The sequence below is a fragment of the Sphingomonas edaphi genome, assembly GCF_003583725.1.
Taxonomy (GTDB): domain Bacteria; phylum Pseudomonadota; class Alphaproteobacteria; order Sphingomonadales; family Sphingomonadaceae; genus Sphingomicrobium; species Sphingomicrobium edaphi.
In genome coordinates this window covers 1,150,891-1,171,323 of record NZ_QXTF01000001.1, presented here as the reverse complement: position 1 = coordinate 1,171,323, position 20,433 = coordinate 1,150,891, and the positions used below count along the sequence as shown (strand labels likewise).

Sequence of the window (20,433 nt, the reverse complement as noted above, 5' to 3'; positions counted from 1 at the left end):
GCGGCAATGCGTCAGGGGACGAGGACGGTGTCGGTCGCTTGATCCGACGTCGCCGGATAGTCGAGCGTGTAGTGAAGTCCCCGGCTTTCGTGGCGCGAGAGAGCGGAGCGGACGATGAGGTCCGCGACCTCGACCAGGTTGCGAAGTTCGATCAGGTCCGGCGTCACCCGGAAATGCTTGTAATAATCATTCACTTCCTGCCGCAGCAGGTCGATGCGGTGCTGGGCGCGCTCCAGCCGCTTGGTCGTGCGGACGATGCCCACGAAATTCCACATGAAGCGGCGGATTTCGCCCCAGCATTGCTGGATCACGACTTCCTCGTCGCTGTCGGTCACCCTGCTCTCGTCCCAAGGGCGAATTGCGGGGACCTCGGGCAGATCGTTCCAATGCGCGTCGATGTGCTTCGCCGCGCCTTCGCCAAACACGAAACATTCGAGCAGGCTGTTCGAGGCCAACCGATTGGCGCCATGCAGGCCGGACTGCGTGACCTCGCCCGCAGCGTAAAGGCCGAGCGCGTCGGTCCGCCCGTCAATGTCCACCAAGACGCCGCCGCAGGTGTAATGCTGCGCAGGCACCACTGGGATTGGCTCTTTCGTGATATCGATGCCGAGCCCCATCAGCTTTTCATAAATGTTGGGGAAGTGCGCCTTCACGAACTGTGGCTCGCGGTGGCTGATGTCCAGGTAGACATAGTCCAAGCCGTCCCGCTTGATCTCGCTGTCGATCGCCCGGGCGACGATGTCTCGCGGCGCAAGTTCAGCCCGTTCGTCATAGTCGGGCATGAAGCGGTGGCCGGTTTCGGGATGTTTCAGCAAGCCGCCTTCGCCACGCACCGCTTCGGTAATCAGGAAGTTCTTGACCTCCAGATTGTAAAGGCAGGTCGGGTGGAACTGCATGAATTCCATGTTGCTGACGCGGCATCCCGCGCGCCACGCCATCGCGATGCCGTCGCCTGTCGCACCGCGCGGTGCGGTCGAATAAAGATAGGTTCGCCCCGCCCCGCCGGTCGCAAGGACGGTTGCCCGGGCGGCGATCGTATCCACTTCCCCGCTGGTTCGGTTGTAGGCGTAGAGGCCGTGCACCGCGCCACTGGTCGAAAATTCGGTAGCGTGCCGTCCGGTTACAAAGTCGATTGCAACCATGTCGGGGATCAGCGTGACGTTGGGATGCTCCGCCGCTGCCTTTTCCAAGGCCTGCTGGATTGCCCAGCCGGTCGCGTCGGCGACATGGACGATGCGCCGATGGCTGTGCCCGCCCTCGCGCGTCAGGTGCCAGCCTTCCCCATCGTCGTCGATGTTGAACGGCACGCCAAGCGCGGCCAACCGGGCGATGGCGGCGGGCGCCTCGCTGACGACATGCTCGACCACCGCCTGGTTGTTGAGCCCGGCACCGGCAATCATCGTGTCGCGAACATGCGCTTCGAAGCTGTCGCCCTTTTCCAGCACGGCCGCGACGCCGCCCTGCGCCCAGCCGGTCGCGCCTTCGCTGAGCTTGCCTTTGGCAATCACGCCGACCTTGCGATCGGGCGCCAGGTTCAAGGCCGCGGTCAGTCCCGCCGCACCGGAGCCGATGACGAGGACGTCGAAGTCGCGCCGGCTCAAGCCGCCGCCTCGCGCGTCAGGCTCAGGAACACATCCTCCAGGTCGGGGTCGCGGGTCGACACGTCGACGATGCCCAAGCCTTCCTTCTGCAAGGCCGCCAGCACGTCGCCAGCATTCACCTTGTCCTTTCGATAGGTGATTTCGATGGTGCGCGGGCCCGTCATCTCGATCCGCTCGAAGCAAGGCGCATCGAGCGGCCCCGATATATCGCGGTCGACCTCTACCACCACCGCCTTGTCCTGTGCCTTGGCGATCAGCTGCCGTGTCGGCTCATTGGCAATCAGCTTGCCGTGGTTGATGATGGCGATCCGGTCGCACAGTTGCTCGGCTTCTTCCAGGTAATGGGTAGTCAGTACCACCGTTACGCCCTGTTTGTTGAGGCCGCGGACGTAGTCCCACAATTGTTGTCGAAGCTCGATATCGACGCCCGCCGTTGGCTCGTCCAGCACCAGGATCGGCGGGCTGTGCACCATTGCCTTCGCGACCAGCAGCCGCCGCTTCATCCCGCCTGACAGCGTCCGGGCGTAGGCGTCGGCCTTGTCGGTCAACCGGACCGCAGCCAGCAGCGCGTTGGTGATCCGCTCCGCCTTGGGCACGCCATAAAGGCCCGCCTGGATTTCCAGCGCTTCCTTCGGAGTGAAGAAGGGGTCGAACAGTATCTCTTGCGGGACGATGCCGATCGACCGCTTCGCATTGCGCGGGTGCTGGTCGATGTCGAAGCCCCAGATGGTCGCACTGCCGCCGCTCTTCACCACCAACCCGGCCAGAATGTTGATCAGGGTTGATTTGCCTGCCCCATTGGGACCCAGTAGACCGAAGATCTGGCCGCGTGGGACGTCGAAGGTTACGCCGTCAAGCGCCCGCTTGCCGCCCGCATAGGTTTTGCACAGGTCCGTGATGCGGATAGCGGGATCGGATGATACGCTCATGGGGAATCGCATAGCGGTGCCGGACCTTCGGCGAAAGCCGGGGTAGTAAACGCGTCGTTTACCTTACTCATCATCCTATCCTTACAATTAACCCTACTATCTGGGCGGCATGTTTCGCGCGGTCCGAATCCTGGCCCCGGCTTGCCTTGCCTGCCTGTCGCTAACCGCGACGGCGGTCGCCGCGCCCGTGCGCGCGAATCCGAAGGCAAGTGGTCAGGTGTCGCTGGTCACGCCCCTTACCCTGCAGCGCAACGCCGACCTCGATTTCGCGACGCTGGGAATCACGACCGGAGGGACGGCCACCATCGATCCGGTGACCAACGCAATGACCGTCTCGGGTGGCCTGGTGCACATCGGAGGAACGCCGTCACCGGCGCGTTATTCCGGTGCGGCGACAAAGCAGACGGTGGTCAACATCCGGGTTCCAAAACAGCCGGTTCTGATCCGCCGCGTTGGCGGCACCGAAACGCTCAGCGTCAGCAACTTCACGCTCGACGGCCAGGATAAGCGATCCCTCGCTCAAGCGCAAAGCTTCACCTTCGCTGTGGGGGCGCAAATCACCGTTCCGGCCGGTACAGTCGAAGGCATCTACACCGGCGAAATCGACGTCACGATCCAATATCCCTGACGCGTTGCTTTCTATTCACGGTAAATTCCGCGGCAACGACATGCGTTGAACCGCCGGTCACCCCTGTGTCCGATAATGGCTGCGACCGCGCAGTGACGGCGGGAATGAACAAGGACCGGATGCCCGTGAAGAAACTCCTGACCCTGATCGCCGCATCTGCGAGCGTCTTCCTGTCGACGCCGGCCATGGCCGCACCGGTCGGGGCGACGCCCGAAGCGCAAGCGCGCGGCCTGATCCTCATCCCGCTGACGCTCAGCAAGCTGGAAGACCTCTACTTCGGCACCATCATCCCGTCGAACCTGTCGGGCGTCGTCACCGTGCCCGCCGATGGGACTGCACCGTTCGCCAGCGGCGGCGTGACGCTGGTAAGCTCCGACCCCGCCTTCCGCGCGCGCTTCGCAGGCGCTGGGTCTGCGGGCCAGCAGGTGATCGTCACGGCGACCAACCCAGTGTCGCTTGCAAACGGTCTCGGTGACACCGTGACGGTGCTCGCCCTCACCCTCGATGGTGCGCCGGTCCGGACGATCGATCCGACGCGGGCGTTCTTTTTCAACGTGGGCGGCGTTCTGCTGGTCAATGCCAACCAGCCCGAGGGCGTGTACGAGGCCGAGTTCGACGTCACTGCCAGCTATCTTTAAGGCCGATTGAACCGCGGCGGCGGCATTGCTAGTGCGGCAGGCATGAACCTTCCGCCGCCCGAAACCGTCCGAACCAAGCATCACCGCGTTCATTGCGATGGCTCCGGCCAGGTCGATGCCGCGCTCGGCCATCCGCGCGTCTATTACCAGATCGACGATGCGGTCGGCTTCGTCGACTGCGGCTATTGCGATCGCCGCTTCGTGCTTGAAGGAGGGCCGGCGGACTCGGCCGCCTCGTGACCGGATCCCCACGCGATTTCCTCTATCGCGACGGGCTTGACCCGACCGAAGCCGCCGCGCTGGCTAAAAAGCATCTCGCCGCTCATGACGATGGCGAGCTTTATCTTCAGTATCGGGTGTCCGAAGCGTTCGGTTTTGATGACGGCCGGCTGAAGACCGCCGACTATCACACCGGATCGGGCTTCGGCCTTCGCGGCGTCACCGGAGAGATGACGGCGTTCGCCCATGCCAACGAAATCAGCGCCGCCGCCATCGACCGCGCGGCGCAGACGCTGAAGCTCCTCGATCCCGCGAAACGCGCCGCGGCCGCCTCGCCGGCGCGCACCAACCGCGCCATGTACGGCTCCGACGATCCGCTGGCCGCGATCCCCTTCGCCCGTAAGGTCGAACTGTGCCAGGCAATCGACGCTGCCGCCCGGGCTCGCGACCCGCGCGTGGCGCAAGTTAGTGTTATGCTGTCGGGCAGCTGGTCGGTGGTGGAAATCCTCCGCGCCGACGGCTTCATCGCGACCGACGTCCGCCCGCTCATCCGCCTCAACGTTTCCATCGTCGCCAAGCAGGGTGACCGCCGAGAAACCGGCAGCTTCGGGCTGGGTGGCCGCTATCTCTACGACCGGTTGTTCGAGCCGGCGACCTGGAACCGTGCGATCGACGAGGCACTGGCCCAGGCCTTGGTTAACCTCGACAGCGTCCCCGCGCCCGCCGGGGAGATGCCGGTCGTACTCGGCCCCGGTTGGTGCGGCGTCTTGCTGCACGAGGCCGTCGGGCATGGTCTCGAAGGCGACTTCAACCGCAAGGGCACTTCGGCCTTCTCCGGCCGGTTGGGAGAGCGGGTCGCCGCCCCGGGCGTGACGGTCATCGATGAAGGCGCGATCGAAAACCGACGCGGCAGCCTCAGCATCGATGACGAGGGGACGCCGACAGGCCGCACAGTGCTGATCGAGGACGGCTTTCTCAAAGGCTATATGCAGGATCGGCTGAACGCCCGGCTGATGGGCATGGAACCGACTGGCAACGGCCGCCGCGAAAGCTTCGCGCACGCGCCGATGCCGCGCATGACCAACACCTTCATGTTGGGCGGACAGGACGATCCCGCAGAACTGATCACGCGCGTGCCGAACGGAATCTACGCGAAGAGCTTCGGCGGCGGCCAAGTCGACATCACCAGCGGCAAGTTCGTCTTTTCCTGCACCGAGGCATACCGGATCGAGGGCGGCAAGATCGGCGCGCCTATCAAGGGGGCCACGTTGATTGGCGATGGCCCGACGGTTCTCACCCGGGTCGAGGGCATCGGCAACGACATGGCGCTCGACGAAGGCGTCGGTATTTGCGGCAAGGCGGGGCAGTCGGTCCCGGCTGGCGTTGGCCAGCCCACCCTGCTGATCGACGGTTTGACTGTTGGAGGCACGGCGGCGTGAGCCTCGTCGAGCTCAAGCGCTACTTTACTTCGATAGAAGCAGAACTTGCCCGAACCGTCCTCGAGTCCCACGGAATCGATGCGGTCGTGTTCGATTCCGGGCTCAACTGCGCGGAGGGCGGCGGCATGGCGACGGCCGCGAGATTGATGGTGCTCGACGACGATCTCGACGAAGCCGCCACGCTAATCGCGGATGATCGTCCAGTCTAAGTCCGCAGCAAATGTGCGACTGGGCCCAAGTCGAACCCGGCCTGATCCGCACAGCGGTTCAGCTCTTCGCGCGAAACGCCGTCCTCGCTCTTCGCCACCGCCCAGGCCAGCGTCGAGCGATTTCCCGTGCGGCAAAAGGCGAACATCTTTCCGTCGCCCGTGGCATGGATCGCCTCGCGCATCGCTTCGACGTCCGATGGACCCATGCCGCGCACGATCGGGACATGGCGATATTCGACCCCCGCCGCCCGAGCTGCCGCCTCGATATCGGCGCTTCTGGGTTGGTCGGTGTCTTCGCCGTCAGGCCGATTGTTGACGATCATCGTGACGCCCAACTCCTTGAGCGCGGGTACATCGTCTGGCCGGATCTGGCCATTGACCAGTGTATTATCGTCAAGCTGCCGTTGCATCGTCCCTCTCCATCGCCGTCGCCAGCGCTTCAAGCAGCGACTCGCCGTGGCGTTGCAGCTTGGTATCGCCGATCCCTTCAATGTCGGAAAGCGCCGACATCGTCGATGGTTTCACCGCAGCTACCTCACGCAGCGTCGAATCATGGAAAATCACATAGGGCGGGACGCCCTGTTCCTTCGCCCGCTCGCGCCGCCACTCGCGAAGCGCCTCGAAGAGCGGATCGTGGGGAAACTCTTGGCCCCCGCGGGTCCGCCCCCTGCGCGCGCGTTTAGGCGGCACGGCAATGACCAGCCGCTCACCGTCCTTCAAAATGGCTTTCGCGCCCGGCCCGAAGCTCAGCCCGCCATAGTCGTCGGCCCGCAGTGCATCGCGAGCAAGCAGCGATCGCGCCACCGGCCGGACCAGTGCTAACTCGTCGGGGTCCATAATCCCGAACACCGACAGATTGTGGTGGCCAAATTGTCGTACCTTCTCATTGTCGTCGCCGGCCAGCACCGCCGCCAGATGCGCGACACCGAATCGCATTTCCGTCCGAAACACCGCGGACAGCAGCTTCTGCGCGACCGTCGTCACGTCGATCGTCGCCGGCGGGTCGATGCAGTTGTCGCAATTGCCGCAGCTTTCAGGCGGCTCCTCGCCGAAATGACGCAGCAGGATCGCACGGCGGCAGGTCGCGGCCTCGACAAATGCGGCAAGAGCATTCAGTCGGTCCCGCTCCTGTGGTCGGCGTTCCGCTTCGACCTCAGTTTCGATTCGCCGACGCGCCCGCGCGAAATCCTCCGCGCCCCAGAACAGCCACGCCTCTGCCGGGTCGCCGTCTCGGCCCGCGCGGCCGGTTTCCTGATAATAGGCCTCGATTGACTTGGGGATGCCTGCATGGGCGACGAAGCGCACGTCGGGCTTGTCGATTCCCATACCGAAAGCGATGGTCGCGGCCATCACCATATCCTCGCTCGCGACGAAGGCCTGCTGGTTGCGCGCGCGGACCGACGCGTCGAGCCCGGCGTGATAGGGCAAAGCCTTACGGAATCCGCTCAGCTGCTCGGCAATCCGCTCGGTCTTGTCGCGGCTGGGAGCATAGACGATGCCCGCGCCCGACTGTCCGGCAAGCAGCGCCTTCAACTGCCCAGGCAGGCCGTCGCGGGGTCGGACATGATAACGGATATTCGGGCGATCAAACCCGGCGACCACCAGCCCATCTTCGCTTATGCCAAGCTGAACTAATATATCTGCCCGCGTGCGCCGGTCGGCGGTCGCGGTCAGCGCCAGGCGCGGCACGTCGCGATGCTGGTCGAGCAACGGCCGTAGCAATCGGTAATCCGGCCGGAAATCATGGCCCCATTCCGAAACGCAATGCGCCTCGTCGATCGCGAACAGCGCGATCTCGGCTTCCTGTAGCAGGCGCGAAAACCCGTCCGTCGTCGCCCGCTCCGGCGCGACGTAAAGCAGGTCAAGCTGCCCATCGCGAAGCGCATCGCGAATGCTCCGCGGATCCTCGCTTACACTGGTCAGTGCCGCGGCGCGAATACCGAAGCTCTCGGCGCTGCGTACCTGGTCGTGCATAAGCGCTATCAGTGGGGAGATGACGATGCCGGTTCCCCTCCGCGCGAGCGCGGGTAGTTGGTAGCAGAGCGACTTGCCCGACCCGGTTGGCATTACCGCCAAGGCGTGTTGGCCCGCCATCGTCCGGCCGACGACTTCTTCCTGCACGCCGCGGAAATGCGAAAAACCGAAACGATCATGGAGGATTTGATGCACGCTGGTCACAGCCGTCCCTATCGATGCACAAATCGGTTGGCGCAACCTTGCGCACCGACTCCCTCGGCTGCCAAAGACGGTTTGTGACGGTAAGCGTGAACATGGGCGTCGACGGCAGGGGCGACGCTATCTCCATCGATCTGGAAGAACTGCTCGCCACTCGCCTGCTCGTCCAGGGGAATTCGGGCAGTGGCAAGTCGCACCTACTCCGCCGCCTGCTCGAAAAGAGCGCGGGACAGGTTCAGCAGGTCGTGATTGACCCGGAAGGCGATTTCGTCACGCTCGCCGACCGCTACGGCCATGTCCCGGTCGAGGCGGCAGATCATAGCGAAAAGGACATCGCCCGACTGGCGGGCCGCATCCGCGAGCACCGCGCCTCAGTCGTGCTCAGCCTCGAAGGGCTGGAGGCGGAAGGACAGATGCGCTGCGCCGCCGCCTTCCTGTCGGCGTTGTTCGATGCCCCCCGTGATCATTGGTATCCGGCGCTGGTGGTGGTTGACGAAGCCCAGCTGTTCGCCCCGGCCGGCGGCGGCGAAGTGGCGGAGGAAGTGCGCCGCTCCTCGCTGTCAGCGATGACCAACCTGATGTGCCGGGGCCGCAAGCGCGGACTTGCCGGCGTGATCGCGACGCAGCGGCTGGCCAAGCTCGCCAAGAATGTCGCCGCCGAAGCGTCCAATTTCCTGATGGGCCGCACCTTCCTCGATATCGACATGGCCCGCGCCGCTGACCTGCTCGGCATGGAACGGCGCCAGGCCGAGGCGATCCGTGACCTGCCACGCGGCACCTTCCTCGCGCTCGGGCCCGCTATCACACGCCGCCCCCTTGCTGTGGCGATCGGGGAGGTGGAGACGCAAGCGCGCTCGACCAGCCCGAAGTTGATGCCGCTGCCCGACGCACCAGCTGGCGACATGCAGGAACTGCTGTTCGCCAAGGGCAACGATCCCGAACCCGTGCTCCCGCTCGCCCCGCCGCCGCCCCGTCCGCTACCCTCCGAAGCGCTGCTTCAGGCGATGGCCTCTTCAGTGCCGGCGAGGACCTCGGTCGAAGCCAAGAGCGACTATGAAGTGGCTGGTGTCATCGCCGACGTGCTCGAGGCGATTGTCGCCGACGGGGACAGCACGACGCGCTCCGCCTCGGTCCTGTTCCAAGATTTCACGGTGCGCTGCCGAATGGCCGGCGTTCCCCGGCCGCCGCTCGACCTTGCCGAATTCACCCGCCGCCTGTCGATGGCCCGCGCCGGCATTTACGACGTGACGGACGACAGCTGGACGCCCGCGCTCGACGCCGCCCGCTCGCTGCCCGACGACATGCTCGGCCCCTTTCTGCTGGTCGCCCGCGCCGCCCGCGAAGGCGCGCCTTGCCCGTCGGACGAAGCCATTGCTGCGAGCTATGGCACCGCCAGCCTCGGGCGGGCGCGGCGACTGCTCCAGTACATCGAAAGCCGTGAACTGATAGTCAGCCGCGTCGACCTCAGTGGCAAGCGCTCGATCGCCATACCGCGTCTGGGATGGAGCACGGCTGCGGCCTAGCGCTCTGTTACCTCTTCCAGCTCCCGCTCGGCGGCCTGCCTCATCCATAGCTCGGCATAGAGGCTGCCCTTCGCCAGTAATTCGCCATGCGTCCCGCGCTCGGCGACCTTGCCAGCGTCCAGCACCACGATCTGGTCCGCGCCAACGATAGTCGACAGGCGGTGGGCGATGATAATCGTCGTGCGCCCCTGCGCGGCGCCGTCGAGCGTCGCCTGGATCGCTTCCTCGGTGCGGCTGTCCAGCGCACTCGTCGCCTCGTCAAGGATTAGAATCGGCGGGTCTTTCAGCAGAGTTCGGGCAATCGCCACTCGCTGCTTCTCGCCGCCGGACAGCTTCAATCCCCGCTCGCCGACCGTTGATTCATAGCCCTGCGGCAACGCAGCGATGAACCCGTCGATCGCCGCCCCTTTGGCTGCTTCTTCGACCTCGGCCTGGCCTGCGCCTTCGCGGCCATAGGCGATATTGTAGCCGATGGTGTCGTTGAAGAGCACCGTGTCCTGCGGGACAATACCAATCGCGGCGCGCAGCGAAGACTGCTGGACTTTGGCGATATCCTGTCCGTCGATGGTAATGCGGCCAGCGGTCGTATCGTAGAATCGATAGAGAAGCCGCGCGAGCGTCGACTTGCCCGCGCCCGAAGGTCCGACGACCGCCAAGCTGCTGCCCGCCGGAACATCCAGAGTTACACCCTTCAGGATGATCCGCTCGGGTTCGTAACCGAACGCCACATCCTCAAACCGGACATGGCCTTTGCTCACTTGGAGAGGCTTCGCTCCCGGCGCATCTACTACTTCGGCAGCGGTATCGGTCAGATCGAACATTGCTTCCATGTCGATCAAGCCCTGACGGATCGACCGATAGACCCAGCCAAGCATGTCGAGCGGGCGGAACAGCTGCATTAGCAAGCTGTTGACCAGCACTACGTCGCCCGGCGTGAAGCGGCCCTGGCTCCATCCCCAGACGGTGAAACCCATCGCCCCTGCCATCATCAGATTGGTGATCAGGCTCTGCCCGATGTTGAGCCAGGCGAGGCTTGTCTCGTTGCGCACCGCGGCGCGGGTGAAGCCAGCGATTGCTTGATCGTAGCGTTTGGCCTCCCGCTCCTCCGCACCGAAATATTTGACGGTTTCATAATTGAGTAGGCTGTCGACAGCGCGGCCGATGGCCTTGTTGTCGACCTCGTTCATCTCGCGCTGCAAATGAGCACGCCAGTCGGTCACCTTGCGGGTGAAGGCGATGTAAGCCGCGACCATCACTAGCGTCGCTGCGACCAGCCCGGGCCCAAATTTCAGGTAGAAAATGACGCAGATGGCGGTGAGCTCGATCACCGTCGGCGCTATGTTGAACAACAGGAAATAGAGCATCATGTCGATGCTCTTGGTTCCGCGCTCGACCACCTTCGTAAGGCTCCCCGTGCGGCGTTCCAAATGGAACCGCAGGCTGAGCGAATGCACGTGGCGGAACACCCGTGCCGACAATCGCCGTGCCGCCGACTGCCCGACCTTCTCGAAGATCGCATTGCGCAGATTGTCGGCCAAAACCCCACCGAACCTTGCCCCGGCGTAGGCCAGGACCAGCATCAGAGCCGCGGTCCACGCCGCCGCCTCGCCGCTCATCGCGTCGACGACGGCCTTGTAGGCGAAAGGCATGGCTAGCGTGATCGCCTTGCCGACCAACACAAGGACCACCGCCACGACGACGCGAAGCCTCAATTCTAGGTCGTTCTTTGGCCAAAGCATCGGCAGGAAGCGCCAAAGCACCGCGAAGTTGCCCTTGGTCTTTTCGTCGGTCGGGGCAGTGCTCATGGGCTCAGGAGGTAGGTGTCGAAGCGCGCTCGTGCAATGTTGACCTTCCGGGGCAGGGAGGGGAAGAGCCAGCCATGACCCGCGTTCCCAACCCCGCCGCCCAGGCCGCCATGCTGTTCCAGAAGGGCGACATCGCCTCTGCTCGGCAGGTAGCGGAGGCGGCGCTGGCGGACGGCGAAGAGTTTTCGCTGCTGCACATCGCGGGTGTCGCATGTTGCCGTCAGGGCGACCTGACCGGCGGGATCGACTATCTTCAACGCGCAGCCACCCTTCGTCCGGCCGAGCCGGCGGTTCTCGTGACTTTGATGCGCGCCCTGATCGATGCCGATCGCGCGGCCGAGGCATTGGAGTTGCCGTTTGGCGGAGACAATCTTCCTCCGGAGGCGCTGCTGCTGCTCTGGCGTACGCGGGCCGAGGCGGCGCATCGGGCCGGAAACGCTCGTGAGGAAGCCGAAGCCTTGGAGAGGGTGCTGCTGCTTGACGAGGGCAACCAGCCCGCGCGCGAGAAGATCATATCCTTGCTCTTCTCCCTCGATCAGTCCCGGCGAGCGCTGTTCCACCTTGACCAGTTGCCGCCATCGCCGAATCGTGATCGGGCGCGTGCATCGGCGATGCTTCTCGATCGACGCATCGAGGAAGGAGCGGCGATTAACCGCGAGCTACTTCAGTCGGATCCCAGCGATCGCTCTTCATGGCTCTCACTCGTCGACCTTGCGGAACGGCAAAATGACGCTCCAGAGCTTGAACGGCTGATAGCGCACGGAGAGATGGCCAGGTTCGACGAGCGGGAACTCGATTATCCGCGGGCGCTCATCGCCAAGCGAAAGGGCGATACGGACAGGGCCCTCGAACTTGCAGAAGCCAGCATCATCCCCGCCGATCCTGCCCGGCGCGCGACGCTGGTCGCCACGCTGGCGGATCGGGCCGGCGATGCGCAGCGAGCGTTCGTTGCGGCGACTGAAGCTTCTATGTCCGTGGAGGATCGGGACGGCTGGCGCCGACGCGCCGCCGACCATCGCGCGAAGATGCAGGCGATCGAGGCCGCCCTAACCGACGACTGGGTAGCCGCCTGGACGGAGGGGCCCCCGTCGTCGCGGCGCTCGCCCGTCTTCCTGGTGGCTTTCCCCAGGTCCGGCACCACGCTGCTCGATACATTCCTGCGTGGCCATCCCGATGTCGAGGTGGTGGAGGAAGAGCCGATGCTTGACGCGGCGACGAGGGAACTCGGCGACCTCGAAAACCTTAACCGCGAAAGCCCCGAACGGATCGATCGTGCCCGGCAGGCCTATTTCAAGGAATTGAGCCGTCACGTGCCTGACGGCGGCGACAAGCTGGTCGTCGACAAGCTTCCGTTGGCCATGACCGGAGCGCCGGTCATTCACCGCCTTTTCCCCGATGCAAAGTTCATCTTTGCGCGGAGACATCCCGCGGATGCGGTTCTGAGTAACTATCTGCAATCGTTTCAACTGAACGACGCGATGGCCAACTTTCTGGATATCGGGGACGCAGCGGCTTTTTACGATGTCGCCCTGTCCCTGTGGTTCCGCGCCCGGCGCAAGCTCAAACTTGACGTGTATGACATCGCTTATGAGGACCTAGTTGCCGACACTGAGGGTACGCTTCGGCCCCTCGTCGACTGGCTGGGATTGTCCTGGCAGCCTGAACTGCTCGACCATCGGCGAACGGCGGCCCGCCGCGACCTGATTGCGACCCCCAGCTACGACCAGGTCATGCAGCCGATCCACCAGCGCGCCTCCGGCCGGTGGAAGCGCTACGCGGACCAACTTGCCCCCGTGTTGCCGACCCTTGACTCCTGGGCGCGGCAACTGGGCTACAGATCAACTGGCAAAGGCTGAGCGGCACAAATGCCGTTTCACGACGAACCGTTTGGAACCGTCGGGATTTCCCGGCGGTTATGATCCCTGTTCCTAGCGGAGAGTGAACATGGGTCCGGGTTTCTACGTCATTGCCATCATGGGCTGCGCCGACGGGTCGGCTGGCTGCACGCCGGTTGCTACGATGTCGACGCGCTATGAAAGTCGCCAGGCCTGTGCGGCCGCGACGACGTCGACCCTTGCCGCCAACAGCGACTTCGACTTCCCGACGCTGCTCGCCGAATGCCGTCCGGCCAAGGCGCCGTCGGCCGAGCGCGCCCCGCGGATAAAGGTGCCCGCCAACACCCGCCAGGGCTAAACCCATGGCAAAAACCGACGTTGAGCCGATGATCCACGAAGATGCTCTGCCCGGCGAGGAGGGCAAGCTGGATCCGAAGCCCGACTGGCAACCGCGCTACGCCGGGTCCGCCCGGCTGAAGGACAAGGTTGCGATCATCACCGGCGCTGACAGCGGCATCGGCCGTGCCGTCGCCGCACTCTATGCGCGCGAGGGTGCCGACATCGCCATATTCTACCTCTGTGAGCATGAAGACGCGGAAAATACGAAGAAGATCGTCGAGGCCGAGGGGCGCCGGGCGATTCTGGTTCCCGGCGATCTGGGCAATCCGGACTTCGCGCCGAAGGCGGTTCAGAAGGTGATCGACACGTTCGGGCGTCTCGACATCGTCGTGAACAATGCGGGCGAGCAGCATCCGGACGAGGATATTCGCGACATTACCGACGACCAGCTTCGCCGGACCTTTCAGTCGAACATTTTTTCCATGTTTTACTTAGTGCAGGCCGCCCGACCGCACCTGAACAAGGGGGCGGCGATCATCAATTGCACGTCGGTCACCATGTACAAGGGCAGCGAGAAGCTACTCGACTATTCCGCAACTAAGGGCGCAATCACGGCATTCACACGCTCCCTCTCGGCCAATCTCGTTGGTGACGGCATTCGCGTAAATGCGGTCGCTCCCGGGCCGATCTGGACCCCGCTCAATCCCTTTGGCGGAAAACCTGCGAAAGAAATCCCGGATTTCGGCAAGGATACGCCGATGGGTCGGCCCGGCCAGCCCAACGAAGTCGCCCCCGCCTTCCTTTTCCTCGCGTGTGAGGATGCCAGCTACATGACCGGGCAGGTGCTCCATCCCAACGGCGGCATCATCGTCAACGGATAGGTTGGCGGAAATTCCCAACACTTCGGCATAAAATCACGCGGAATTTCCCACGCCGAAGCCTGGCGCGTTGAAAAACAATGCATTTTTTCAATTGGCACGCTCCCTGCAAAGTATGTTTCGAGCCCAATGACGGGCTCAAAAAGGGAGATTAAAAATGACCTTCTCGTTCGTTGACAGCCGCCAGCTCGCAGCCAGCCTCGCCGGTGCCTTCATCACTTCGCTTCTGTTCGTTTCGGCCGCTGCTTCGCTGCCGATCGCCTGAACCAACTCGCGTCAAGGGAAACAAGACCATGAATGGTCGCTTCGTTCTTAACCCCGCCAAGGCCAAGGTCATGGGCGTGTGTGCCGGCCTCTCGGATTGGCTAGGCCTCGATGTTCTCATCGTCCGCTTGGGCGTTATAGCGCTCACGCTGATGACCGGCCCGATTGCGATTCTTTTCTACATCCTGACTGGCTGGCTGGCCGCCGACGACCGCTAAGGCGGGGCGGCCAGACTGCCCCCGGCCGGATAACGACTGTTTTTCGGCCGCCGCCTGTGGCAAGATTCCTTCCATCGACGCGGGAGAACGGCGATGGAACGGCAAGGCGACGAAGTTCATCTCAACGAAACCGAAGCCACCGGCGGCGTGAAAGCGCAGGGGGTGCGCTACGTGCTCGGCTTCTCCCTCCTCCTGATCGTGATCGCCATGTCCGCGGTTTGGATCATCGGCTCGGTCCTTCGTTAGGCGGATCCGGATCGAGCGACTCAATTTCCTGGAGCGCGTCATTCGGGGCCTGCTGATCGCTTGGTATGATTGGCAGGGATGGAAGCCCGCGGGCGAATTCCCGCCCTATCCGAAATTTGTGATCATGGGCGCGTCCCATACCTCCAACTGGGATTTCCTCGTTTTTCTCGGCACCGTCGCCGCTCTGGGGCGGCAAGTGCGATTCATCGGTAAGCACAGCCTGTTCAAATGGCCGATGGGCGGATTCATGCGCGCGCTAGGCGGGGTGCCCGTCAACCGAAGCTCGCCACAGGACATGGTCAGCCAGATCGTCGCCCAATTCACCTCGCATGACGATTTCGTCTTGGTCATCGCGCCGGAAGGGACGCGGTCGGCAACGACCAAGTGGCGCACAGGCTTCTATCAGATCGCGCTGAAGGCCAATGTGCCGATAGTCTGTGCAGGACCCGATTATCTATTAAAGCGAGGGGTGATCGGGCCTGTTATTCACCCGACAGGAGACGTGGAGGCCGACCTCAAGCCTGCCTTCGCCTTCTTCCGGACGCTCCACCCACGCCACCCCGAGCGCGCCAGCTTCCCCGACGAGTGCTAGCCAAGCCGCAAGGGCGCGATTAGCATCAGGCTTTCGCGGGAGTCGAACCGATGCGCCACGCCCATTTCCTTGTCGCTTTCGCGGCTGCTGTGTTCACCCAGCCTTTGGCCGCAGCCTTGCCGGTCGGCGCCAAAGCGCCCGACTTCCGGACGATGGGCGCACTGGGCGGAAAGCCGTTCAAGCTGCACTTGGCCGAACAGCTTCGCCACGGACCAGTCGTGCTGTATTTCTATCCCAAGGCCTTCACAGAAGGTTGTACTTTGGAAGCCAAGGCCTTTGCTGACGCGATGCCCCAATTTCGCGCGGCTGGCGCGCGCGTGATCGGCATGAGCGCCGACGACTTAGCAACATTGAAACGCTTTTCGACCGAGGGATGCCGAAGCGCTTTTCCCGTCGCCACGGCCACCGCGGCGACGATTCGTGCTTACGATGTGGCCCTGAAGGCGAAGCCCGAACTCAGCGATCGGACTAGCTATGTAATCGCCGCGGACGGCCGAATCATAATGGTTCATTCCGACCTCAATTGGAAGGACCATGTGGCCAAAACGCTTTCCGCAGTGAAGGCGCTCAAGCGTTAGCAGTATTCGTTACGTTGCCTACCCGACACATTTAACGGGTTAATTTTATGAGCTAGCGTTAACCTCTTCCGTTAACGGGAAGTTGGAGTCACTCTTTCTGCTGCACGGCAGGGAAGGGGTGAATCCATGGCCAAAATGCTGATCAAGACGGTGATTGCCGGCGCCTGTACGATGGCCGCGGCTCCCGCACTTGCGGGGGCAGGCGAGGCCGCGGCCAGCCCCACCATTTCCAAATCTTCCCATCCGCTCATTATCGATCGATCCGCACGCCCGGCGCAGCGAGTATCGCATCCGCTGATCCTGTCGAGGCCGGAAAATCCCAACGTCTTCGGCACGGTAGCGCTCAATGCCGGCGTCACCTTCTACGATGCGCGGTTCCGGCGGGTATCGTCTACGGACGCGAGGGACCCGCTGGTCCAGAGGCTGGCGGCGGGGGCCGCCGGCCTCGATCCCGTGTCGAAGCTGCGGATGATCCAGGCTGCCGTGAATCAGAGCGTTCATTGGGCTCATGATCTCGATAATATGGGCGTCGCCGACTTCTGGGCCAATGCGGGCGAAACTTTAAGGCGTGGTACCGGCGACGCCGAGGATATCGCCATCGTGAAGATGCAGGTTCTCAAAGCAGCCGGATTTAACCCCAAAGATCTCTACCTAAGCGTCGGACGCGACAATAAGCGTGGCGCTCATATCCTACTGCTGGCTCGAACCGCGTCCGGGTTCTTCGCGCTCGACGACCAGGCGAAGGATGTCATTCCCGCGAGCCAGAATGCGCGCTTCACGCCAATCATGACGCTTGGCCAAGGAATGAGCTGGATTCACGGCCGCCGCGTCGGCGGCAAGGTTGCATCGGCATCGGTCACCAAACAGGCGCGCTAACCAAGCCGCTGCAGGTCTCCACCAGCGGCGCGTAAGAGGAAAACGCGCCTAATTCAGTAAGTTAGCGACCGGCTGAGTTTGGTCATTTCGTCCCTGTCATGGCACCGCTGGTCGGAAACCATGAACCCGTTTGGGAATTGTGCGGGTTTGGTTTGCCATGACACGGAATAACCAAGCTCGTACGGCGATGACGGCGATTGCCGCAGTCCTGGCCGCAACTTCAACCCCGGCCCTAGCGCAGGAAGTTACGACGACCGAACCGGTCGTAGAAACCGCGCCGGAACCGGTGACGACCACCGATCCGCTCGCCGCGCAACCGGCAACGGCGCCCATGTCTGCAGTCGAATCGGCGACAACCGAAGCCAGCCCCGCTGCCCCTGCTGAAAAGCCCGTCCGCAAAGTTGCCGCGAAACCCGTTCGTTCGACGGCAAATCGACCAACGTCCAGCGCCCCCACTGCGCCGGTAGCGGCTGCGCCGACCGCCGCTGCGCCGGCGCCCGCGGCCGGCGCTGCGATCGAGGCTCCTCTGCCGGTTGAGGCCGCGATTCCCGTCGCCGAGCCCATTGCACCGACACCGACGGAACCGGCGGGAGTTGCCGCCAACGACGCTCTCGAGAACGCGCTGCCGATTGCCGGTGCTGCCGGTCTCGGCATCCTCGCCCTTGCCGGTGCCGGAATGGCGGTGCGTCGCCGCAAGCGTCGCGCCGAAGATGAGGGAATCTATGGCGATGACGAATGGGTAGGCGACCAACCGGTCGCTTACAGCGACCCTGTTTCCTCCCCTGAACCCGCCTTCGCTCGTGCTCCTGAGCCTTCGCCTGCCGCGGTGATCCACGGAGCACCCGTGACCGCGCTTCCGGCCGGCTTCGACCTGTCGCGCTACGGGCGCCACGTTCACGCCGCCTATCGCGGGCCAACGCCGGACAACCCCTCGCTGTCACTCAAGAACCGCCTGCGTCGGGCAAGCTTCTTCGACCAGCAGGAACGCCGCGCCGCGCAAGCGACGGGTCAAGCTCCCAAGCCATCGGCTGAAAAGCCAGCTCGGGAAAATCGCCAGCCGAACAATACCGAGTTTATGCTTCGGCCTGCCGTTCAACCGGCCTTTAAGCTAAAGCCCGCCTATCAGGGTTAAGACATTATCACCTAGGGCGTTGCGCCGCTGCCCTGACGGGCGGCGGCGCTTTCGCTATGATCGTGGCATGGCCGACGACCCCTATAATCTCGACCGTTTCGTTAAGGCACAGTCCGGCGGCATTTTCGACCGCGCGCTGGCGGAACTGGCGGCGGGGCGGAAGCAAAGCCACTGGATGTGGTTCATCTTCCCCCAAGACCGCGACATTGGCCGGTCGGCAATCGCGAAATTCTACGGCCTCAGCGGCGTGGACGAGGCTCGGGCCTATATCCGCGATCCGTTGCTCGGCCCCCGGTTGCGCCAATGTTGCGAAGCGATCCTGACGCACCTGGAAGCGGGCGGAACTGCAGGCGGAATCATGGGTCAGGTGGATGCCATGAAGCTGAAATCATCGATGGAAATCTTTAGCCGGGCGGACCTCGGCGAAGACTTGTTCGCCGAGGTCCTGTCCCATCTTTAGCGCACCTGGACACGGATCAGCGGGCGGCGCCATCCGCGCGCGATGGGTTCATATTTAAGGCGGATCCGGTCGATATCGCGCCGATTGCCGCGCAGGTCGATGGCCCGCGTACACCGACCGGTGCCAAGCCGGGCGCGGGTATTCACGTCCTGCGTTCGCCCGTTTTCAAAGCGTATGTCGAAATCCCGAATGTGGACTGGCGCATTGATCGTGCATAGCCGGACTGCGGTCTGGCGGGTGCGCCCCGGCAGGTTGATCGTGTCGGTATCGCGGCCATTGACCGTTTTATAACCGATGGTCCGCCAACCGGCATCATTCCAACGTTGGGCGGCGGCCGGAGTAGTGACCACGGCGGCGCCGGCAGTTGCAGCGAGCGCGGTGGCAATCAGGGTAACGCGGTTCATGGCAATACTCCTTCCATTCACCCCTGTGTCGGGGGCCGTAACGGATCACCGTGAAGGCGGTTTCCCGTTAGGCGGTCAAAGCTGCGCCCGCCGCGATGAACCCCCAATGGCCGGCCCCGATGGACAGAGCGGACGCGCGATGGCACCCTTCAATCCATGGCCCGCGCCTACCAAAGCTTCGCCGAATTCTGGCCTTTTTACCTTCGCGAGCATTCCAAGCCGCGAACCCGAGCGCTCCATTATGTCGGGACCACCCTGGTCGTCGCCATCGCCCTGTTCGCATTGCTGACCGGCCGCTGGGCTTGGCTGCTCGCCATTCCGCTGGCGGGCTATGGCTTTGCGTGGGTCGCCCATTTCCGGGTGGAGCAGAACCGGCCCGCGACCTTCACATACCCGCTCTGGTCCCTAACCGCGGACTTCAAGATGTGGTGGCTCTGGCTAACCGGTCGCCTCGCCCCGGAACTTGAGAGGGCCGGCGTACCTTCCTAAGCCTGCGCTATTCGTCTTTCCCGTCGGTCAGGTCGCGTTCGACGATCTGCTTCATCTCGCCACGCTGCCCGGCGGCGGTCCGGTTGGGATCGCTGCTATAAAGCGACTTCAGGAACGCCATGTCCCAGCTGGTCAGGGTCAGCGGCACCGGGCTGTTCATCGGAGCCTCGATCGCCGACAGAATGGTCGGCGCGCTCGACGCGGCGGCGACGCGGCGCGGATCGGTTCGGGCGAAGGCGCGCATAGCGGCATAATCGGCGAACTGCGTCACGCTCAGGCCTGCCAGCGCATCCAGTTCCGTCACCACCACGGCCGCCAGGAAGTGCGGCCGCGACGCGGTACTGAGCCTAGAGGCGGTATCGGTGCGCTCGTTGATAAGCCTGCCGTCGATGTCCCGCTGCAGCGGCTGACCGTCTGCATCGGTCCGCCCTCGCGCCTGCCAGGCGGAGGCAGGCGACTTGTCGCGGATCAAGCGGCGAATCTCGGGCGGGTACATCCCTTCGAAATAAGCGGGATATTTGACCGACAGCCGCTCGATCATTTTCGACTTGCCGCGCGTGACGATGACCAGGACGTTGGGCTTGCACCCGGCCTTCGCCACCGGAATGGCTGCGGCGCGCGCAACCTCGGTCATTCGCCGGACGATCGCAGCGCTGCTGACGTCGCCAAGGCCGACGGCGGCGGGACACACCGCCCAGTCGAAGCGGCTGATCTGCCCGAACGTCGGCGCATCGGTCAGCGCGTCAACGAAGCGGTCAATCTCCTTGTCTTGGATGCGGACGCCCTGAACCACGATGGGACTGGACTGGTCGTCGACGGGCGCGGGCTGGGCCACGGCAGGGCTTGCCAGCGCACCGGTCAGCAACAGGGTCGTCAACGGCTTCGACATTACAGGCCTCCCAAGGCCGCCATTATCTGCCCGTTGATGACGGGGCGGCAAGCGAAATTCGACCAAG

Annotated in this window: 24 protein-coding genes; 17 read left to right on the top strand and 7 right to left on the bottom strand. The window is 63.7% G+C overall.

Going from position 1 to position 20,433, the window contains the following annotated elements; translation table 11 throughout:
• Positions 1-11: 11 nt before the first annotated feature.
• Both nadB and D3M59_RS05990 read right to left on the bottom strand, forming a co-directional pair.
• Complete coding sequence (gene nadB, locus D3M59_RS05995) at positions 12-1,601, bottom strand: L-aspartate oxidase (protein WP_119532476.1); 1,590 nt, start codon at positions 1,599-1,601, stop codon at positions 12-14.
• Positions 1,598-2,530, bottom strand: a complete 933-nt coding sequence (locus D3M59_RS05990) for an ABC transporter ATP-binding protein (RefSeq protein ID WP_119532474.1) — start codon at positions 2,528-2,530, stop codon at positions 1,598-1,600. Before D3M59_RS05990 ends, nadB begins: the two co-directional genes overlap by 4 nt.
• A gap of 109 nt (positions 2,531-2,639) precedes the next feature.
• On the opposite strand from D3M59_RS05990, the gene D3M59_RS05985 reads away from it, so the two are divergent.
• The 5 genes from D3M59_RS05985 (at position 2,640) to D3M59_RS05965 (ending at position 5,663) form a co-directional block, all read left to right on the top strand.
• Positions 2,640-3,158 (top strand): DUF4402 domain-containing protein, encoded by a 519-nt coding sequence (locus D3M59_RS05985; RefSeq protein WP_119532472.1) that lies wholly within the window; start codon positions 2,640-2,642, stop codon positions 3,156-3,158.
• Positions 3,159-3,283: 125 nt separating this feature from the next.
• Positions 3,284-3,796, top strand: a complete 513-nt coding sequence (locus tag D3M59_RS05980) for a DUF4402 domain-containing protein (protein ID WP_158581961.1) — start codon at positions 3,284-3,286, stop codon at positions 3,794-3,796.
• Between the two features lie 42 nt (positions 3,797-3,838).
• Complete coding sequence (locus tag D3M59_RS05975; protein WP_119532468.1) at positions 3,839-4,036, top strand: zinc-finger domain-containing protein; 198 nt, start codon at positions 3,839-3,841, stop codon at positions 4,034-4,036.
• Positions 4,033-5,454, top strand: coding sequence for a metalloprotease TldD (gene tldD / locus D3M59_RS05970; RefSeq protein WP_119532466.1), 1,422 nt, complete (start codon positions 4,033-4,035; stop codon positions 5,452-5,454). The genes D3M59_RS05975 and tldD overlap by 4 nt, the downstream gene beginning before the upstream one ends.
• Positions 5,451-5,663: a putative signal transducing protein gene (locus tag D3M59_RS05965; protein ID WP_119532464.1), complete on the top strand. Its 213-nt coding sequence runs from the start codon at positions 5,451-5,453 to the stop codon at positions 5,661-5,663. The genes tldD and D3M59_RS05965 overlap by 4 nt, the downstream gene beginning before the upstream one ends.
• On the opposite strand, the gene D3M59_RS05960 is transcribed toward D3M59_RS05965, so the two are convergent.
• Complete coding sequence (locus D3M59_RS05960; RefSeq protein ID WP_119532462.1) at positions 5,660-6,073, bottom strand: TIGR01244 family sulfur transferase; 414 nt, start codon at positions 6,071-6,073, stop codon at positions 5,660-5,662. The two genes, D3M59_RS05965 and D3M59_RS05960, sit on opposite strands and share 4 nt — an antisense overlap.
• Positions 6,057-7,841: a DNA helicase RecQ gene (gene recQ / locus D3M59_RS05955; RefSeq protein WP_119532460.1), complete on the bottom strand. Its 1,785-nt coding sequence runs from the start codon at positions 7,839-7,841 to the stop codon at positions 6,057-6,059. Before recQ ends, D3M59_RS05960 begins: the two co-directional genes overlap by 17 nt.
• A 74-nt stretch (positions 7,842-7,915) precedes the next feature.
• Here recQ and D3M59_RS05950 point away from each other — a divergent pair, with 74 nt between their 5' ends.
• Positions 7,916-9,361, top strand: coding sequence for an ATP-binding protein (locus D3M59_RS05950; RefSeq protein ID WP_119532904.1), 1,446 nt, complete (start codon positions 7,916-7,918; stop codon positions 9,359-9,361).
• Here D3M59_RS05950 and D3M59_RS05945 read toward each other — a convergent pair.
• Positions 9,358-11,166 (bottom strand): ABCB family ABC transporter ATP-binding protein/permease, encoded by a 1,809-nt coding sequence (locus tag D3M59_RS05945; protein ID WP_119532457.1) that lies wholly within the window; start codon positions 11,164-11,166, stop codon positions 9,358-9,360. The two genes, D3M59_RS05950 and D3M59_RS05945, sit on opposite strands and share 4 nt — an antisense overlap.
• A gap of 74 nt (positions 11,167-11,240) precedes the next feature.
• Here D3M59_RS05945 and D3M59_RS05940 point away from each other — a divergent pair, with 74 nt between their 5' ends.
• The 10 genes from D3M59_RS05940 to D3M59_RS05900 all read left to right on the top strand — a co-directional run bounded on the left by D3M59_RS05940 (position 11,241) and on the right by D3M59_RS05900 (position 18,584).
• Positions 11,241-13,022 carry a tetratricopeptide repeat-containing sulfotransferase family protein gene (locus D3M59_RS05940; RefSeq protein WP_119532455.1) on the top strand — a complete coding sequence of 594 codons (1,782 nt, stop codon included), beginning with the start codon at positions 11,241-11,243 and terminating at the stop codon, positions 13,020-13,022.
• 88 nt (positions 13,023-13,110) lie between these two features.
• On the top strand, positions 13,111-13,359 hold the full coding sequence (locus tag D3M59_RS05935) for a hypothetical protein (protein WP_199662378.1): 249 nt from the start codon (positions 13,111-13,113) through the stop codon (positions 13,357-13,359).
• Between the two features lie 4 nt (positions 13,360-13,363).
• Positions 13,364-14,221: an SDR family oxidoreductase gene (locus D3M59_RS05930; protein ID WP_119532453.1), complete on the top strand. Its 858-nt coding sequence runs from the start codon at positions 13,364-13,366 to the stop codon at positions 14,219-14,221.
• Between the two features lie 290 nt (positions 14,222-14,511).
• Positions 14,512-14,700: a PspC domain-containing protein gene (locus D3M59_RS05925; protein WP_119532451.1), complete on the top strand. Its 189-nt coding sequence runs from the start codon at positions 14,512-14,514 to the stop codon at positions 14,698-14,700.
• 93 nt (positions 14,701-14,793) lie between these two features.
• Complete coding sequence (locus D3M59_RS12165; protein ID WP_199662376.1) at positions 14,794-14,946, top strand: hypothetical protein; 153 nt, start codon at positions 14,794-14,796, stop codon at positions 14,944-14,946.
• A gap of 124 nt (positions 14,947-15,070) precedes the next feature.
• Positions 15,071-15,538: a 1-acyl-sn-glycerol-3-phosphate acyltransferase gene (locus D3M59_RS05920; protein ID WP_119532449.1), complete on the top strand. Its 468-nt coding sequence runs from the start codon at positions 15,071-15,073 to the stop codon at positions 15,536-15,538.
• A gap of 50 nt (positions 15,539-15,588) precedes the next feature.
• A complete protein-coding gene (locus D3M59_RS05915) occupies positions 15,589-16,116 on the top strand; it encodes a peroxiredoxin (protein ID WP_119532447.1) in 528 nt (175 codons plus the stop codon).
• A gap of 126 nt (positions 16,117-16,242) precedes the next feature.
• On the top strand, positions 16,243-16,992 hold the full coding sequence (locus D3M59_RS05910; RefSeq protein WP_119532445.1) for a transglutaminase-like cysteine peptidase: 750 nt from the start codon (positions 16,243-16,245) through the stop codon (positions 16,990-16,992).
• A 187-nt stretch (positions 16,993-17,179) separates the two neighbouring features.
• Positions 17,180-18,124, top strand: coding sequence for a hypothetical protein (locus tag D3M59_RS05905; RefSeq protein ID WP_119532443.1), 945 nt, complete (start codon positions 17,180-17,182; stop codon positions 18,122-18,124).
• Between the two features lie 67 nt (positions 18,125-18,191).
• Positions 18,192-18,584 (top strand): DUF1810 domain-containing protein, encoded by a 393-nt coding sequence (locus D3M59_RS05900; RefSeq protein ID WP_119532441.1) that lies wholly within the window; start codon positions 18,192-18,194, stop codon positions 18,582-18,584.
• On the opposite strand, the gene D3M59_RS05895 is transcribed toward D3M59_RS05900, so the two are convergent.
• Positions 18,581-18,988: a hypothetical protein gene (locus D3M59_RS05895; RefSeq protein ID WP_119532439.1), complete on the bottom strand. Its 408-nt coding sequence runs from the start codon at positions 18,986-18,988 to the stop codon at positions 18,581-18,583. The genes D3M59_RS05900 and D3M59_RS05895 overlap by 4 nt on opposite strands.
• 156 nt (positions 18,989-19,144) lie before the next feature.
• Between D3M59_RS05895 and D3M59_RS05890 the strand changes: the two genes are divergently transcribed.
• A complete protein-coding gene (locus D3M59_RS05890) occupies positions 19,145-19,477 on the top strand; it encodes a DUF962 domain-containing protein (RefSeq protein WP_119532437.1) in 333 nt (110 codons plus the stop codon).
• A gap of 7 nt (positions 19,478-19,484) precedes the next feature.
• Here the strand turns inward: D3M59_RS05890 and D3M59_RS05885 are convergent, their stop codons facing one another.
• Positions 19,485-20,366: a hypothetical protein gene (locus tag D3M59_RS05885; protein WP_119532436.1), complete on the bottom strand. Its 882-nt coding sequence runs from the start codon at positions 20,364-20,366 to the stop codon at positions 19,485-19,487.
• Positions 20,367-20,433: the final 67 nt, after the last annotated feature.

Bases quoted from the DNA above. Each gene is read 5' to 3' on its own strand.
- D3M59_RS05960 (WP_119532462.1), bottom strand. From the start codon at position 6,073: ATGCAACGGCAGCTTGACGATAATACACTGGTCAATGGCCAGATCCGG.
- D3M59_RS05945 (WP_119532457.1), bottom strand. From the start codon at position 11,166: ATGAGCACTGCCCCGACCGACGAAAAGACCAAGGGCAACTTCGCGGTG.
- D3M59_RS05925 (WP_119532451.1), top strand. From the start codon at position 14,512: ATGAATGGTCGCTTCGTTCTTAACCCCGCCAAGGCCAAGGTCATGGGC.
- D3M59_RS12165 (WP_199662376.1), top strand. From the start codon at position 14,794: ATGGAACGGCAAGGCGACGAAGTTCATCTCAACGAAACCGAAGCCACC.
- D3M59_RS05920 (WP_119532449.1), top strand. From the start codon at position 15,071: ATGGGCGCGTCCCATACCTCCAACTGGGATTTCCTCGTTTTTCTCGGC.
- D3M59_RS05910 (WP_119532445.1), top strand. From the start codon at position 16,243: ATGGCCAAAATGCTGATCAAGACGGTGATTGCCGGCGCCTGTACGATG.
- D3M59_RS05940 (WP_119532455.1), top strand. From the start codon at position 11,241: ATGACCCGCGTTCCCAACCCCGCCGCCCAGGCCGCCATGCTGTTCCAG.
- D3M59_RS05935 (WP_199662378.1), top strand. From the start codon at position 13,111: ATGGGTCCGGGTTTCTACGTCATTGCCATCATGGGCTGCGCCGACGGG.
- D3M59_RS05905 (WP_119532443.1), top strand. From the start codon at position 17,180: ATGACGGCGATTGCCGCAGTCCTGGCCGCAACTTCAACCCCGGCCCTA.
- D3M59_RS05975 (WP_119532468.1), top strand. From the start codon at position 3,839: ATGAACCTTCCGCCGCCCGAAACCGTCCGAACCAAGCATCACCGCGTT.
- D3M59_RS05885 (WP_119532436.1), bottom strand. From the start codon at position 20,366: ATGTCGAAGCCGTTGACGACCCTGTTGCTGACCGGTGCGCTGGCAAGC.
- D3M59_RS05930 (WP_119532453.1), top strand. From the start codon at position 13,364: ATGGCAAAAACCGACGTTGAGCCGATGATCCACGAAGATGCTCTGCCC.
- D3M59_RS05985 (WP_119532472.1), top strand. From the start codon at position 2,640: ATGTTTCGCGCGGTCCGAATCCTGGCCCCGGCTTGCCTTGCCTGCCTG.
- D3M59_RS05900 (WP_119532441.1), top strand. From the start codon at position 18,192: ATGGCCGACGACCCCTATAATCTCGACCGTTTCGTTAAGGCACAGTCC.
- D3M59_RS05990 (WP_119532474.1), bottom strand. From the start codon at position 2,530: ATGAGCGTATCATCCGATCCCGCTATCCGCATCACGGACCTGTGCAAA.
- D3M59_RS05915 (WP_119532447.1), top strand. From the start codon at position 15,589: ATGCGCCACGCCCATTTCCTTGTCGCTTTCGCGGCTGCTGTGTTCACC.
- D3M59_RS05890 (WP_119532437.1), top strand. From the start codon at position 19,145: ATGGCCCGCGCCTACCAAAGCTTCGCCGAATTCTGGCCTTTTTACCTT.
- D3M59_RS05895 (WP_119532439.1), bottom strand. From the start codon at position 18,988: ATGAACCGCGTTACCCTGATTGCCACCGCGCTCGCTGCAACTGCCGGC.